The sequence below is a fragment of the Neorhodopirellula pilleata genome (assembly GCF_007859915.1).
GTDB classification, from domain to species: Bacteria; Planctomycetota; Planctomycetia; order Pirellulales; family Pirellulaceae; genus Rhodopirellula; species Rhodopirellula pilleata.
The window spans coordinates 150,678-165,713 of record NZ_SJPM01000004.1 but is presented as its reverse complement, the minus strand read 5'-3'; the positions used below and the strand labels follow the sequence as shown (position 1 = coordinate 165,713).

At 55.1% G+C, this 15,036-nt stretch carries 15 protein-coding genes; 9 read left to right on the top strand and 6 right to left on the bottom strand.

The window, feature by feature from the left end; translation table 11 throughout:
* Positions 1-61 precede the first annotated feature (61 nt).
* Complete coding sequence (hmpA, locus tag Pla100_RS11555; protein WP_146577856.1) at positions 62-1,288, bottom strand: NO-inducible flavohemoprotein; 1,227 nt, start codon at positions 1,286-1,288, stop codon at positions 62-64.
* 155 nt (positions 1,289-1,443) lie between these two features.
* Here hmpA and Pla100_RS11550 point away from each other — a divergent pair, with 155 nt between their 5' ends.
* Positions 1,444-1,869, top strand: coding sequence for an RrF2 family transcriptional regulator (locus Pla100_RS11550; protein WP_146577855.1), 426 nt, complete (start codon positions 1,444-1,446; stop codon positions 1,867-1,869).
* A 17-nt stretch (positions 1,870-1,886) separates the two neighbouring features.
* On the opposite strand, the gene Pla100_RS11545 is transcribed toward Pla100_RS11550, so the two are convergent.
* From Pla100_RS11545 to Pla100_RS30695, 5 genes are all read right to left on the bottom strand, one after another.
* Positions 1,887-2,663, bottom strand: coding sequence for an HPP family protein (locus Pla100_RS11545; protein WP_146577854.1), 777 nt, complete (start codon positions 2,661-2,663; stop codon positions 1,887-1,889).
* Between the two features lie 163 nt (positions 2,664-2,826).
* Positions 2,827-3,096, bottom strand: coding sequence for a DUF2024 family protein (locus Pla100_RS11540; protein WP_146577853.1), 270 nt, complete (start codon positions 3,094-3,096; stop codon positions 2,827-2,829).
* 156 nt (positions 3,097-3,252) lie between these two features.
* Positions 3,253-3,576, bottom strand: a complete 324-nt coding sequence (locus Pla100_RS11535; RefSeq protein WP_008658347.1) for a hypothetical protein — start codon at positions 3,574-3,576, stop codon at positions 3,253-3,255.
* A complete protein-coding gene (locus Pla100_RS11530) occupies positions 3,573-3,770 on the bottom strand; it encodes a 4Fe-4S binding protein (protein ID WP_231602969.1) in 198 nt (65 codons plus the stop codon). Before Pla100_RS11530 ends, Pla100_RS11535 begins: the two co-directional genes overlap by 4 nt.
* Before the next feature lie 64 nt (positions 3,771-3,834).
* A complete protein-coding gene (locus Pla100_RS30695; protein WP_197167859.1) occupies positions 3,835-4,698 on the bottom strand; it encodes a hypothetical protein in 864 nt (287 codons plus the stop codon).
* Between Pla100_RS30695 and Pla100_RS11520 the strand changes: the two genes are divergently transcribed.
* The 8 genes from Pla100_RS11520 (at position 4,687) to Pla100_RS11485 (ending at position 14,964) form a co-directional block, all read left to right on the top strand.
* Complete coding sequence (locus tag Pla100_RS11520) at positions 4,687-6,477, top strand: serine/threonine-protein kinase (protein WP_146577852.1); 1,791 nt, start codon at positions 4,687-4,689, stop codon at positions 6,475-6,477. The genes Pla100_RS30695 and Pla100_RS11520 overlap by 12 nt on opposite strands.
* A 107-nt stretch (positions 6,478-6,584) precedes the next feature.
* Positions 6,585-6,968: a hypothetical protein gene (locus tag Pla100_RS11515; protein WP_146577851.1), complete on the top strand. Its 384-nt coding sequence runs from the start codon at positions 6,585-6,587 to the stop codon at positions 6,966-6,968.
* Between the two features lie 246 nt (positions 6,969-7,214).
* A complete protein-coding gene (locus Pla100_RS11510; RefSeq protein WP_146577850.1) occupies positions 7,215-7,727 on the top strand; it encodes a hypothetical protein in 513 nt (170 codons plus the stop codon).
* A gap of 274 nt (positions 7,728-8,001) precedes the next feature.
* On the top strand, positions 8,002-9,462 hold the full coding sequence (locus tag Pla100_RS11505) for an efflux RND transporter periplasmic adaptor subunit (RefSeq protein ID WP_146534462.1): 1,461 nt from the start codon (positions 8,002-8,004) through the stop codon (positions 9,460-9,462).
* An 11-nt stretch (positions 9,463-9,473) separates the two neighbouring features.
* Complete coding sequence (locus Pla100_RS11500) at positions 9,474-12,725, top strand: efflux RND transporter permease subunit (RefSeq protein ID WP_146577849.1); 3,252 nt, start codon at positions 9,474-9,476, stop codon at positions 12,723-12,725.
* Between the two features lie 37 nt (positions 12,726-12,762).
* Positions 12,763-13,446 (top strand): hypothetical protein, encoded by a 684-nt coding sequence (locus Pla100_RS11495; RefSeq protein ID WP_146577848.1) that lies wholly within the window; start codon positions 12,763-12,765, stop codon positions 13,444-13,446.
* A gap of 61 nt (positions 13,447-13,507) precedes the next feature.
* On the top strand, positions 13,508-14,038 hold the full coding sequence (locus Pla100_RS11490; protein WP_146577847.1) for a hypothetical protein: 531 nt from the start codon (positions 13,508-13,510) through the stop codon (positions 14,036-14,038).
* Positions 14,039-14,181: 143 nt separating this feature from the next.
* Positions 14,182-14,964, top strand: coding sequence for a hypothetical protein (locus tag Pla100_RS11485; protein ID WP_146577846.1), 783 nt, complete (start codon positions 14,182-14,184; stop codon positions 14,962-14,964).
* Positions 14,965-15,036: the final 72 nt, after the last annotated feature.

Below are 15,036 nucleotides of genomic sequence, written 5' to 3'. Positions count from 1 at the left end.
CAGGGAGTGTGGAACCTGCGGTTATCGCCGTCGGCTCTCAGCGTTTACGAGGAATCCTGCGTTACGCGGTGACCAGTTCTTCCTTCGGGCCAAAGAATTCGTAACGAACGCGATGTTCGTCGACGCCGAGTTCTTGTAGGCACGCATGCATGTTCTGCATGAACGGCTTCGGACCGCAGAAGTAAAAGTCCGCGTCGGCAAACGGTGTCCAATCGCGGAGCAAGTCCGTCGTGACGAAACCGGTGCCGTCGCACTTGCCGTCTTCGACATCGCCCGGAAGCGGTGCGTCGTAAATGACTTTGGTGCGAACGTTCGATCCAGCTTGTGACAGGTTGCGAAGCTCGTCTGCGAAGGCTTGCACCTTGCTGTTGCGAGCGGCTTGAATGAAGGTAATCTGCGCATCGGGATTGGCGTGAATGATCGACTTCGCCATCGACAACAGTGGCGTGACACCGATACCGCCGGCGATCAGGACGACCGGTTTGGCGACTTCATTGGGATCAACAGTGAACTCGCCACATGGCGGGCCGAGCTGGATGGTGTGGCCTTCTTCGATGCCATCGTGCAGGTGATTGGAGATCAATCCATCGGGTGCATCGGCGGCGAGTCGTTCTTCGCGTTTGACGCTGATCCGGTAGTGAGGTTGGCTGGCACAGTCCGACAGGCTGTAGTTGCGTGGCGAAGTCGGTGTGTGGGGGTGGTCGATGTGGACCGTGATGTACTGGCCGGGTTTGAAAGGTGGCAGCGGTCCTTCGTCTTCGGGCTTCAAGTAGAACGACGTCACGATGTCGCTCTCGGGGACCTTCTTGGCGACAACAAAGGTTCGCGTGCCGTTCCATCCGCCGGGTGCTGACGCTTGTTCTTCGTAGATCGCACCTTCGCGACCGATGAAGATGTCGGCGAGGAATCCATAAGCTTCGCCGACCGCTTCGACGATCTCGGGCGTCGCCGCATCACCCATCACGTCGCCGATCGCGCCGAGCAGGTTGCTGCCGACAATCGGATAGTGTTCGGCCTTGATGCCAAGCGAAACGTGCTTCTGTGCGATCAACTCGACTGCCGGCATCAACACGGCGGGATTGTCGATGTGGGTGAAGTAGGCACAGATCGCACCCGCGAGAGCCTTTTGCTGACCACCGGTGTGCTGGTGGGCTTGGTTGAAAAACACTTTCACTTCCGGATTCGCCTCGAACATCCGTTCGTAAAAGCGACGCGTGATGGTTTCCGCGTTGGCGGCAACCAGTGGCGTGATCTCTTTGACAATCCGAATCGTTTTTTCGCTCAGCATGAACAGGTTTCTCGTTGGAGGGGCAGTTGGTGGGAAGAATCCGAAGCCATCATTCGCGTCGCCTCAAGACATTCACCCAAAGGTATACTTTCTATTGTGTACGTCAAGGTGTATGTTCGGGGTGTCGATGCTTTTTCCTCCGTCTGACCTCCACGATGCTCTCAAAAACCACTGAATATGCCCTTCGAGCAGTGACCTGCTTGGCCGGCCAAGCCGCCTGCGGCAAAACGCCCTCGTCCGCCGAAGAGATCGCCGGCATCACAAAGAACCCGCGTCGCTACCTGCACCGCGTGATGCAAAACTTGGCAAACGCAGATCTGGTGGAGTCGCGATGCGGCTCCCAGGGCGGCTATTCGCTCGCCCGATCGGCCGAAGCGATCACAATCCTGGACATCGTCGACGCGGTGGAACCGCTAGGGCGAATTTGTAACTGCCCGTTGAATTTGCAATCCCACACGTCACTGTGCCCGCTGCACGCGGAACTGGACCGTGCCTACGCGGCGACGGAAGAAGCGTTTGCAAAAGTCACGATCGCGGGATTGCTGAATTCGACTAACCCGATCATTCCGCTGGTCGAATGAGAGCTCGCTAGCCGACGTCAGGGCGTTAGCGTGCGTTCCGGCTCGTCGCTAGCCACATCGTTCCAGCGATCGGACGAAACGCTCCGTCGCACGGAGACAGCATCGCTTTCATTCTTGTTGCCCACACGAGCAGCGATGTCGCTTGCGAGGTACAGCAAATCATCTTCGCTGACATCGACGAACGAATCGAGCGACCGGATGGAGGCCAAGACGTGCTTGTGAACGTCCTCCGAAACTTGCAAGTTCTCAGGCTCAGCTTCATCGAATCGGCGCACCAAGAAAGCCGGATAACGTCGCCAGCGGAACGGATAGTTGATCACGATCGCAAGTACCAGCATGACCAACGCATTGAGCAACACCGGGTACAGAACGAAAGTAAACCCAAGCTCGTGTACCGCTGATCCGCCCATCACGGCAGTGAACGCGGTTGCGCCACCGGGCGGATGAATGCACTTGCATTGATACATCACGCCGATCGCCAGTCCCACGGCGAGTGCGGTGGCTACGGCGGTGTTGTCGACATAGCGAGCACAGCACACGCCGATCACGGCCGAGATCGTGTGCCCGCCGATCAACGGCCACGGTTGTGATAGCGGCCCCTGCGGCACGGCATACAGCAGAACCGCGGTGGCACCCATCGACGCGATCACGCCGGCCGCGGCGGCTGCCGGCAAGCTGTACCGAGTAACGCAAAACACGCAAAAGATCGCCACGCAAGAGCCAACGGCAGAAACCAATTTCTCTGCCCAGCTCACTTCCACCAATTCAATTCCAAGCCATTTGCATGCACGCATCCAATTTCATCCGCCTATCAGTAGATTCGATCGGCATCATGCAAGGCTGCGTCCGCTCACAGCCTCGTCGTGCGTCGATCGAATCAACAGAATAAAGCAATGAAAGTCAGAGTCAACGGAAGAACTGAGCAACCGACATGCTTGTCACCGCGAGTTGACACCCTTAGGCTGCCATCCTTCTTCGGTCGCTATAAGACGCGATCGCGAAGCCGTGTTGTTTCACGGCAGCCCGTTGGTCCATCGCAAGTTCGGCCGGCAAAGTGGATGTTCTTGAAACCAGTTCTGTTTCGACTTCGGGCGATTGGCTTTCCGCATATTTCGCGGCGAGCATTTCGACAACCGGCTTCGGCGTTCCCGCAGCGACAACGATGTCGAAATGCAGGATCTCACCGTCGCGACCAGTGGCGTAAGTATCGTAGCTATCAAACATCATCGTGATTCATCCTTGAAAGTGCGTCCGACCCTTTGTCATCAGTGCCCTCCCGCCTAAAGGAAGTCAATCGTTGTCATCGGCACTAAGCGTTGCTTTCGATTGATGCGGCGGCGTTTCGTCGTTACAAACCGCCCAGGTTGTGATTGCGAATGCTGTTTAGTGAACATTCGGAAGTCTGTTGCGAATGATCTTGGTGGTGGGATTTCCAGGCATGATGGTGTCGCACCACATCTCGCCCTCGAAGACGTATCGCACTTGGATCGCTTGTGCTTCGTCGGCGGCAAAGGCGGCTTCGGCGGTCGCCAACGTGACGGCAGCATCGGTTGCGTGCGATTTCATTTGCACCTGTTGAACGTCAGCACCACCGGCTAGATCGGCAAACAACTGCAAGACTTGGTCCTTGGCCCATTCGGCTTGCAGGATTTCCGGTAGCGGTTCGTTGTTTTCCAGGTCTTCCAGCGTCAGCTTTTTCGATGTCATGCGTTGGGTAATCCAGGACGTGAGAATGCGGGCATCAGCAGGATCGCGTTTTCGGGTGCTGGGCAAACGTAACGGCACACGCCGCATCCGGTGCAGGTGTCTTCGTTAATCGTTGGCTTGCCGTCGGTGACCGTGATCGCTCCGTCGACGGGGCATCGTTCGCTGCACACGGGAATTTCATGGGGCCATAGCACTTTTTCAACTATTGACTGTCCCTTCTGTAGCGGTAATGAGGAACAGGTTGACTTTTCTAACCCGTCAGACTGGAGAGGTGCGTGATGGCTCGTTTGAACCGTGCGGAAATTTTTGATCCACGAGCAGTGGCCATAGGGCACCTTTACAGTCAAACAGTGCGCCGGTGCTTCTTGATGGGAGACGACCCGGTTTCAGGCAAAAATTTCGATCATCGAAAGGTCTGGATTGAAAACCATCTGCAGCAACTTTCTGCATTCTTTGGTATAGATTTACTGGGTTTCGCGATATTATCGAACCATTTCCATTTGATCTTGAGGTCACGCCCCGATGTCGTTGCCATGTGTGAGCGACTCGAGGACAGCGACTACACGTCGGTACAGAGGCGAATTGAAGCGATGCAATCGACTGAGGCAGAAGACTTAACGCCAACGCTTGTTTGTACAACAACACGGCAGTGGTTTGATCGCGAGCCGAATCACGTAGCAAATGCACACGCGTCATGGCGCGGCGATAGTCATCAAGAGCTTCCTTTAAGTCTCGCACCTCTGGATCGCCAAATAGGTTGCAGTCGCCAAGTCGCTCTTGCGTATTGATAGTCCGACCGATGAACTGATCTTCGATTGCTGCGTCAGCGGAGTCACTGCGAAACTGACCGAACGCAGATTCAACGCGGTCGGTGAGTTTTCGATACTCGGCGGCTGCCAGTGCCGTTTCGCCTTGAAAACGCATTCCCATCGCGATTCCATGCAAGTTGTGCAGATAGGCGACCTTGGATGAATAGTCTCGCGACTCGTCAAACGCAACTTGGTTAGCGACCGACGCATCGACACAGACCATTTCTTCGCTGGATGAAAGCGTGTCGGTGTCATCACCGTTAAGCTGCTTCGCGAAACCGAAGTTTTGCCACCAATCGAAATGTCGTCGCATGTTGCAACTGTGATCGCTCAACAAGCGGATCGGCTCAATGACAGCCAGAGGGTCGATTTACTTTACTTGGAATATCTGTCTAAACAATCCAGCGGTGTCAGTGCGGAAATTGGTGATCTTTGCACTCGCTATCCTGAATCTGCCGATAAGCTGCTGCGACAGATTGAGGTGGACACCGAGTTGTCGCGACTCGACGGCGAGACGGACCCACTAGGTTCGTTTGAAAATCACGTCACGGCGATCGAGCACATCGGCGCATACACGGTGATTGAAAAGATCGGCGAAGGATCGCAAGCCGAGGTTTTTCGCGTTATCCATCCCATGCTTCGCTGCGAACTGGCAATGAAGGTCGGCAAGTGCAAGACCGCAGCCACCGACCGGATTCTCGAAGAGGGACGTTTGCTGGTCACGGTCAACGATCCCGGAATAGCGCGTGTGATCGACGCGGGTGTATGGCACGATCGGCCTTTCATCGTATCGGAATTGATTCGTGGCACGACACTAAAGCAACGTGTGGATGACCGTACTTTAACGCAGACCCAGCTTGTTGAAGCGTTAATACGACTAGCATGCACAGTCCAAACTTTGCATGAGGCCGGAATCGTTCACTGCGATATTAAGCCCGCGAACGTGCTGGTCGATGCAAACGGACTTCCTAAATTGGTTGATTTTGGGCTAGCGATCAATCGCGGCGTAGACGTTTGGGACGAGAATGCCACCGGGCGACAAGATCATTCCGGCGGTACGCTCGCTTACATGGCCCCAGAATTGCTCACTTCCGATAACAATCGTGATGAAAGACGTTATCGGAAACCCGTATCGGATGTATTCTCGCTCGGTGCGTTGCTCTACTTCGGCTTGGTTGGAAATCATCCTTACGCTTCGCGCTCGTCGCTCAATGTGGTTGATCTAGTCGCCACCGGGCAATGGGATCGCGATGTCCTTCGGAATGCGGACACACCCAGTCAAGTGATCCGAATTTGCGAAGCGGCATTGGCCACTGATCCTGGAAAACGTACTGCGTCGGCTAGCGACTTTGCGGACGAGCTACAGTGTTGGCTTGAACAACGAACCAGCCGACCTCTTTATTACAAAACGATTTTGGCAATCTCGATTGCGGTATTTAGCTTTGTTGGTTTGGTCCTTTGGCGATCAAACTCAAGTCAAATGAATTTTCCTTTACCGCTGGCTGTCTCGCCATCAAAATGGATTACTGAATCGAAACGCCTAGGACTGCTGGATGTCAAAGTATGGTCCGAGCAATATGCCTTTGAACTCGTTCATCGCGTGCCGATAGCCACAGGAGAAGGCTTGCAAGTCAACGCTTCGCTTCGCGGCGGACGGCAGGGTGAGTTATGGATTGTCTCAAGCGAAGGGAAGCCTGAACGTTTGGCCGGTTTTGCCGCTGAGGATCAACCGCGTTGGGTTCACTACCCCGCCAAGCTTGACCAAGCAGTTCCGCTCACTGGCCCTGCGGGCACGGAGGTAATCGTTTGGCTTGAACTGCCCGCATCGAAAGAACTGAGTACGGGCATCTACAACGAGCAAACTGCCGAAATCCTGCGTCCCAGCACTCAATGGCCGTCTATCGGTGATGCGTTGGTATTCCGGATCGTCGATGGTGTGCTGACAATCGAACAGAGCGACCGCTCTCTGGGATTACCGCAGGATATCAACGCTCCCTTGGCGACTGTCCAAAAGCACCTCAGGGACGCGACGCACGAACTCAACAGGCAAGGGATTGGCGTCGAGATGATTGCTTTCACACACGCCGAATAAAACTTTCAGGATTCCTTTCCGCTGGGCGTACGTTTTTGACTTGTCTTGGTTGTCGGGCTTACTGAAGCCCAAAACAATGTTCTCAACCAAGCACGAAGGAAACGAAAATGTCGATCTCAACGAAAATCGTCCCTGCCATCGCACTTGCTGCCCTATTTACGTTCGTCATGGGTAGTGAGGCGAAAGCACAGCACGGCTCTCATTTTGGAAGCCACCAAAGCAGTCATTTCGGTGGCCATCACGGCGGAAGCCACAGCGGATTTCACAGCGGAGGTCATCACGGTAGTGGGCACATCATCCAACCTTCTCGGTACGTGCCGACCTATCCCTCCTACCCGAGCTACCCGACGTATCCTTCGCCGAACATCCATCGCGGATATCACAATACGACACACTTGGATTACCACGCACCGTCGTTGGTGCCACACAACGGACATCTCGACTACCGCCCCGGCCACTACGATGTTCACCAATCTGGACATTGGCACTGAGTTCATTGACACTGACACCGTCGCACTATGCGACGGTGTCGCGGTCAGGTTGACGACAATCCCGAATTTTATTGAGCGTCGATTTCGCGACTTTTGCCAACGATTCGCCGCAAATTCGCGATTGGCACAGCTTCTGCATTACCCTTCCCGCACAATTTCACTGTAGACCGGACAGCCAAAATTCGATAGTAATACTGCGACGATTCGTCCCATTGTGCCGATCGTCCGTGTCCCAACAAAGCGACCATGTTTCACAAGCTCCTCACCTACTCAACGATGACCGCCGTAGTGCTTCACGCACTGCTGGGTTGTTGCGTGCATCACGCTCACGCGGATTGCACGCACGATCACGGTGATGACCAGGTGATGGTGGAAGTTCCGCACGTGGTTGGTCTCAGCGACTCTGGCCACGATCACGACGAGCATTCCCACGAAGGTCACAAGGCTTCCTGCCAACATCAGCACAACGCAGATGGCTCGATTGCTTGCGAGTGCTTTGATGACGAATCCAGCCAGCCTTGTTCGGGCTCCCATGGACCGCATGAATCCTGTGACGAAGCTGACTGCAACTTTGTTGCCGATCAACGAGACAACGGCATTTCGTTGATGCTGACCTACGATTGGTCGCCCTTGCTAACGCACTGTTTGTCGTTGTCGTCGCAAGACATTCTCGCACTACGGACGGTGTACGGTTCGCCGCCCGATCCGCACGACGTACAGTCGCCCCTCCGCATCAAGACGCAAGTCTGGCGTCTGTAATGGTCCGCTCTCGTCCGTGATTGGATGAGAGTGACTGTGCCTCTATGCCGTGGCGAAAGTCGTCAAGACTTTCGATCCTCGTGCATCAGCTCCGACACTCTTGGCGAATTTCGCTTGCGCTGATTGATTCAGCCTGCATTCGCCGATCATCTGCCACGGACGCTTCTTCGCGTTGACCTTTCTCTGACCCACACATATTGAATCGTGGGTCGGTTTCTCCGGCAGTTGTTCCGTTGGTTTCGTTACCATGAAAATCCGTATGCCCAAAGTGCCCATGAAGTGGGTTTGGCTAATCGCCACGCTGATCGTTGTGATCGTCGGTGGTTTTACTTGGCAGCGTTGGTTCCCGGCCACCAAGGCGTGGGTCGATCAAACCGCTGTTTCTTTCCGCAATGGCGGAGGCGAATCGCACGAGGGTGAGGCGGCCGGCGAGGCTGATCCTCATGCCGGTCACGATCACGCAGCGCATGCGGGTCACGACGAGGCGACTTCGTTGGAACTGTCAAAGCAGGCGATCCGCAACATCGGATTGTCCGACGAGACGATCCGCCCGATCAAGTTGGAAACCTTCCGTCGATCCATCACGGTTCCCGCCGTCGTCGTCGAACGGCCTGGTCGTTCACGAGTCCAAGTTGCCACGCCGATGACCGGCGTCGTCACGCATGTTCACGCGGTGCAAGGCGAAGCGGTCGAGCCGGGAAGTCTACTGTTTCAGATTCGCTTGACACACGAAGACCTTGTCAACGCACAAACTGATTTCCTTCGCACGCTCGGGGAACTCGATGTTGAACAACGCGAGGTCGCTCGCTTGCAACAGGTCACCAGTAGTGGTGCGATCGCCGGCAAGGTTTTGCTGGAACGACAGTACGCTCGCGACAAGCTGAACGCCAACTTGAGTGCCATGCGTGAATCGCTTCGGCTGCACGGATTGTCAGACAACCAAGTAGAGCAAATTGAACGGGAGCGACGATTGCTCCGTGAGCTACAAGTCTTCGCTCCGAGTGTCGATAGCCACGGTGAGGAAGAATTGCGTTTGACCCAACGAGTCATTCAAGCGGGTTATGTCAAAGACGAGCAACCCAAACACACTGGCCCATTGATCCTGCAAGACTTGGCTGTTCACAAAGGCCAGTCCATCAACGCGGGCGAAACACTTTGCATCTTAACCGACTACGACGAACTGTTCATCGAAGGGCTCGCATTCGAGCAAGACATTAAGCAGCTTCGGAAAGCGTCCCAGAATGGCTGGGCAGTTGACGCGATCTTGGAAGAACCAGGCTCCGAATCCCGTGTGATCGAAGGCTTGAAAATGGCGTATCTCGCCAATCAAGTTGATGCCAAGACGCGAACGCTGAATTTCTATGTTCGCCTTCCTAACGAAGTCGCCAAGGATCATCGCGCCGACGGCAATCGCTACGTCGAATGGCGTTACGTCCCCGGTCAACGGATGCAGTTGCGAGTACCAGTCCAAGAAATGCCGGAACAAATCGTGGTGCCTGTCGAGGCGGTGGCGAGCGAAGGAGCGGAAACTTTCGTGTTCCAGCAGAACGGCAGTCACTTCGACCGCGTGCCGGTTCATGTGAAGTATCGCGATCAGTATTCCGCCGTGATCGACAACGACGGTTCGCTGTTCCCTGGTGACGTCATCGCCATGCGTGGCGCTCATCAAATGCAAATGGCTCTCAAAAATAAGTCTGGCGGTGGAGTTGATCCACACGCAGGCCACAACCACTAAGGAGCCACATCATGCTAGATTCAATCATTCGATTCGCGTTGAAGCAACGCATGCTTGTCATCGCCGTTGCCTTGTTCCTGGTGGGATTCGGGACTTGGCAGGCGATGCAGGCTCCGATCGACGTCTTCCCCGACCTCAACCGTCCTCGTGTGGTCATCATGACCGAGGCACCAGGGCTGGCACCGGAAGAAGTCGAAACGCTCGTGACGTTCCCCATTGAAACGGCGGTCAATGGCGCGAACGGCGTTCAAGCGGTCCGAAGTTCATCGGGCGTTGGTATCTCGGTCGTCTATGTCGAGTTCGATTGGAACACGGACATTTACAACGACCGTCAAATCGTCGCCGAACGACTGCAACTCGTTCAAGAACGGATGCCGAAAGGCGTAAAGCCAACGCTCGCACCGATCTCTTCCATCATGGGTCAAATCCTGATGTTGGGAATGTGGAGCGACGACGGTGCAACCGAACCGCTTGAACTGCGAACGCTCGGAGATTGGGTCGTGCGGCAGCGATTGCTGACCATCCCTGGCGTTTCGCAAGTCTTCACGATGGGCGGCGGACGCAAGCAGTTTCAAGTGTTGGTCGACCCCGATGCGATGTTGCGATTCGGAATTGCGTTGCATCAGGTTAAGCAAGCCGTTCAGAACAGCAATGACAACGCCACGGGCGGCTACTTGGATGAACAAGGCCCGAACGAATTGCTAGTTCGTGGTCTGGGCCGTGTTCAGAGCATTGAAGACCTGCAAAAGGTCGTCGTCACGATGAAGGAAGGCCGCCCCATTTCGCTGGGCCAGATCGCTCGCGTCGTCGAAGGTGCGCAAGTCAAACGCGGCGACAGTTCAGCCTGGGTACGCGATGAGGACAGAAATTACAGCGGTGGCCCTGCGGTCATTCTTACGATCAACAAGCAACCGGGAGCCGACACGCGGCGAGTGACCGACGATGTGATGGCGGCAATTGATGAGTTGCGGCCTTCTTTGCCGGGTGACCTACGCATCGAACCGCTCTACACGCAAAAGTCATTCATCGACCGAGCGATCGAGAACGTTGCCGAGGCACTTCGTGACGGCGGCATCTTGGTCGTCATTATCTTGTTCCTGTTCCTGATGAACGTCCGCACGACATTCATCACGCTGACCGCGATTCCGTTGTCGCTGGTAATGACCGCGATCGTGTTTTCAATCTTCGATTTGTCGATCAACACGATGACGCTGGGTGGTTTGGCCGTTGCGATCGGTGAACTGGTCGACGACGCGATCGTCGATGTGGAAAACATCTATCGCCGATTGAAGGAAAATCGGGCCAGCGATAACCCCAAGCATCCCTTGCTGGTCGTATTCCGTGCCAGTATCGAGATTCGCAATTCAATCGTATTCGGCACGATGATCGTGATCCTCGTATTTCTACCGCTGTTCGCGCTCTCGGGCATGGAAGGACGTTTGTTTGCTCCGCTGGGTGTCGCCTACATCGTTTCGATACTTTCGTCGTTACTCGTGTCGCTGACCGTCACACCCGTGCTGTCCTATTGGTTGCTCGGTAGTCAAAAGCTTAAGGGGCACGAGAAAGACGGATTCGTCCTGCGAGGCATCAAATGGATTGGCGACAAAGTCATCCGCTTCAGCCTGACGGTTCCGCGATTCAATCTAGCCGTCACAGCGGTACTAGTCGTTTTGTCCGGAATGTTCCTGATGAGTCTCGAACGCGACTTCCTGCCGCCATTTAATGAAGGTGCGGTTCAACTAAACGTCGTGTTGCCGCCGGGCACTTCACTGGCTACTTCCAACGACATTTCTAGCCATGTCGAAACTCGATTGCGAGAGATTGAAGACATCGAAGGCTTCATTCGCCGCACCGGACGCGCCGAGTTGGACGAACACGCCGAGGGCGTGAATATGAGCGAGTTCATCTTGGAACTCGATCCCGAATCGCCGCGATCCCGCGAAGAACAGCTCGAAGAAATTCGCGAGGCGATGGCCGACATTCCCGGCATCGTCACTGCGGTCGAGCAACCAATCGCTCACTTGATCTCGCACATGATCTCCGGTGTGAAGGCTCAAATTGGAATCAAAATCTATGGCGACGATCTCGATCTGTTGCGTCGCAAAGCGGGCGAGATGGAAGCGGTAATGAAGACGGTGTCCGGAACGAAGGATGTGCTGGTCGAACCCCAAGTCATCATTCCGCAATTACGGATCGAACTCGACCGCGACAAGCTGTTGCTTTACGGACTCAGTGCCGTCGAAGTCAACGAGTTCATCCAAACGGCCCTCAACGGACAAGTCGTTTCCGAAATCTTGATCGGCCAACGCACGTTCGATTTGATGCTGCGTCTCGATGAAGATTACCGCGAGAACCTGCAAACTCTCAAGCGGCTGACGATTGACCTCGCCGACGGTGGGAAAGTGCCGTTGGAATCGGTCGCGAACATCTACCAATCAGGCGGCCCAAACACAATTAACCGCGAAGATGTTCGTCGCCGAATTGTGTTGCAGTGCAACGTATCCGAGCGAGGTGTGGTCGACGTGGTGCAAGACATTCAAAAGAAGTTTCAACCCATCGTCGAGTCGTTGCCGCCAGGATACTTCGTTCAGTACAGCGGACAATTTGAAAGCCAGCAATCGGCATCGCGAGTCATCGGCATCCTGTTCGCCGTCTCGCTAGTGGGCGTGTTCCTGGTTCTGTACACGATGTTCCGCAGCGTCAACCTCTCGCTGCAAGTGATGATGGCCCTACCAATGGCGTTCATCGGATCGGTAATCGCGTTGGTCGTCACCGGCCAAACGCTGACCGTTGCTGCGATGGTCGGCTTCATCTCGCTCGCCGGAATCGCATCGCGAAACGGAATCCTGCTGATTAACCATTATTTGCACTTGGTCCAGCACGAAGGCGAAGACTGGACAAAAGAAATGATTGTACGTGCCGGACTGGAACGTCTGGCACCAGTGTTGATGACCGCACTTACCTCCGGCATCGGCTTGGTCCCGTTGGTCATGGCGGCTGGCGAACCCGGCAAAGAAATCCTCTATCCAGTCGCGACCGTGATTCTCGGCGGACTGATTAGTTCGACGCTACTCGACTTCTTCGTTCACCCCGCGTTGTTCTGGCTGATCGGACTGAAATCGGCTGAACGAGTTGTCAACGAATCGAAAACCGACATTCCTCTGTTTGAAGAGTCCGAAGACGAGGAATCTCACCAACCACTCGACCAATCTCGGTCAAGGACGACAGAGACCTCCCAACCCCTTTCCGAACCCGCGACCTAAGACAGGAAGCGAACGGATCACCTTGAAGGAAAGTTTTATGTCAAACCGAATCAGCGTTTTGTTGTGTGCTGTTGCACTGTCGTCGCTAGGTAGCCTTGCGAACGCGGCGGAGTTCGTCGCGTTCTGTCTGCCGCAGTGGAAGCAGATGCACTTTGATGACGCGGGCAAAGCACAGCAGCACTTGGCGGCGGTACAGAAGCTCGGCTGCGAAGCCAAGATGGACAACCACGACGGTCACACCGATGTCGTCTACCGTTCGCCCAAGTGGAAGAGCATGGAAGTGGCGGATGACAAGCTTGCCCACCAATGGGAAGACTGGCTCAAAGAGGCCGGTTTCGAGACGTTGCACGGACACGCGGCAGATCACAACGGCCACGACGAAGCGGGTCACGAAGGCCACGACCACGCTGAACACGACCATGCCGCCGACGATCACGATCACGCGGGTCACAGTCACGCTCCTGGCAAAGCCGAAGAGGTCGCCTACCGCGTTGCAGAGTGGAAGTCACTGCACCTGGAAAACCCAGCACAGGTTGCCGAACTGACCGCCATGTTGCAGGGACTCGGATGCGAACTGAAAACCACTGAGCACGCAGGTCACGCCGATCTGAACTTCCGTTGCCCGCAGTGGAAACACATCGAAGTCGGCTCGCATGACGTCGCGTCGATGTGGGAAAAGTGGCTTCAAAAAACCGGATTCGAGGTGAAGCACATGCACTAACAACAACTTCTAACTCCTAACTCCTTACTTCTAAATTACCCCCCTTCCCAAGAGAAATCAAATGAAACTGACAAACACATTCTTCACGCTCGCATTGGCATCCATGACCTTCGGCTTTGTCGGCTGCAAAGACGCTGGCACGAACGTGGAAACCTCGCCCCCCCCAGCAACGGTCGATGCCCACGACGACCATGAAGGTCATGCTCACCCAAGCGAAGGACCGCATCACGGCGGATTGATCGAATTAGGCAACGAAGAGTACCACGCGGAACTCGTGCATGATGAAGCCACCGGCTCGGTGACGATCTACGTGCTAAATGCAGCGGCCACCGAACAGGTGCCGATCGAAGGATCGGATATCACGATCAACGTCAAGCATGATGGCAAGCCCGAGCAGTTCAAGCTGACGGCATCCCCCGACGCCAGCGACCCGCAAGGCAAATCTTCGCGATTCGTGTCCACTGACGCAGAACTCGGCGAGCACCTGGACGAAGAAGGAGCCGAACCACGGCTCGTTCTCACCATCAATGGTAAGTCGTTCCGTGGAACGATTGCCCACGATCACGACCACGAAGATCACGATCACAAATAGGTAAAACTGGCAAATCTGGGACCCAGGCGAGAGCCAGGGTCCCAGACCAGCCAAACAAAAATCGCACTACCAATTCGGAATCCACGCGCCGAGGTGGAATCTGAAGAAACAACTTCTCTCGGCACTCAAAAGGAATGACGACGATGAAACGGAATTTCAGTCAAACTGCAATCGCACTGACCATGACCTTAGTGACAGCTTGTCTGTCGTTTGCACAAACTGCGCGGGCGGCAAGTCCTGCGGAGCAAGCGATTCAAAACGCTGCGGCGAATAATCAGTTCGCATTCGTGATGTTCTATCGCGGGAACGATGCCCCGACGCAAGCCATGCACGGCACGTTGCAAACAACTCTGGCCAATCGGCAAGATGCGGTGATCGTGCCTGTACAAATTGGTGATGCTGCCGAACAGGCCTTGGTTAAACATTACGATGCGACCCGAATGCCGATGCCTGCGACTGCCGTGTTGGCTCCCAACGGGGCGGTATGTAGCGTGTTCCCACAAAAGGCAACGTCCCAGCAACTTACCGCTGCAATCGTGTCGACTGGTCAGGCTCAGTGCCTGAAGGCGTTGCAAGATCGCAAGCTGGTTTTGCTGTGTGCTCAACCGAGTGCTGGCGCTTCGATCCCGATGGGCGTTCGACAGTTTCAAGCCGACAAGCTTTATGAAAATCGGACCGAAGTAGTCACGGTGATCGCAAATGATCCTGCCGAAGCCAAGTTCCTGCAACAGCTTCGCGTCAAAACCGATCAACCGGCTCCCGTAGTCGCCTTCATGGCACCGCCGGGCGTGATGGTCGGAATTTTCAATGCCAACGTAAGTCTTGACGATTTGGCACAAAAGCTCGCCGCCGCAGGCAAGTGCTGTGACGACGAAAACTGCAAACATCACAAATCGGCTGAGGCTTCGCAACCGTCACGACGCTAGGAACGGTCCGAGAGAGGGGGAGGTGGGAGAAGGAGACACGTTGCTCCCATCTCTCATCGCTCATCTCAAAAT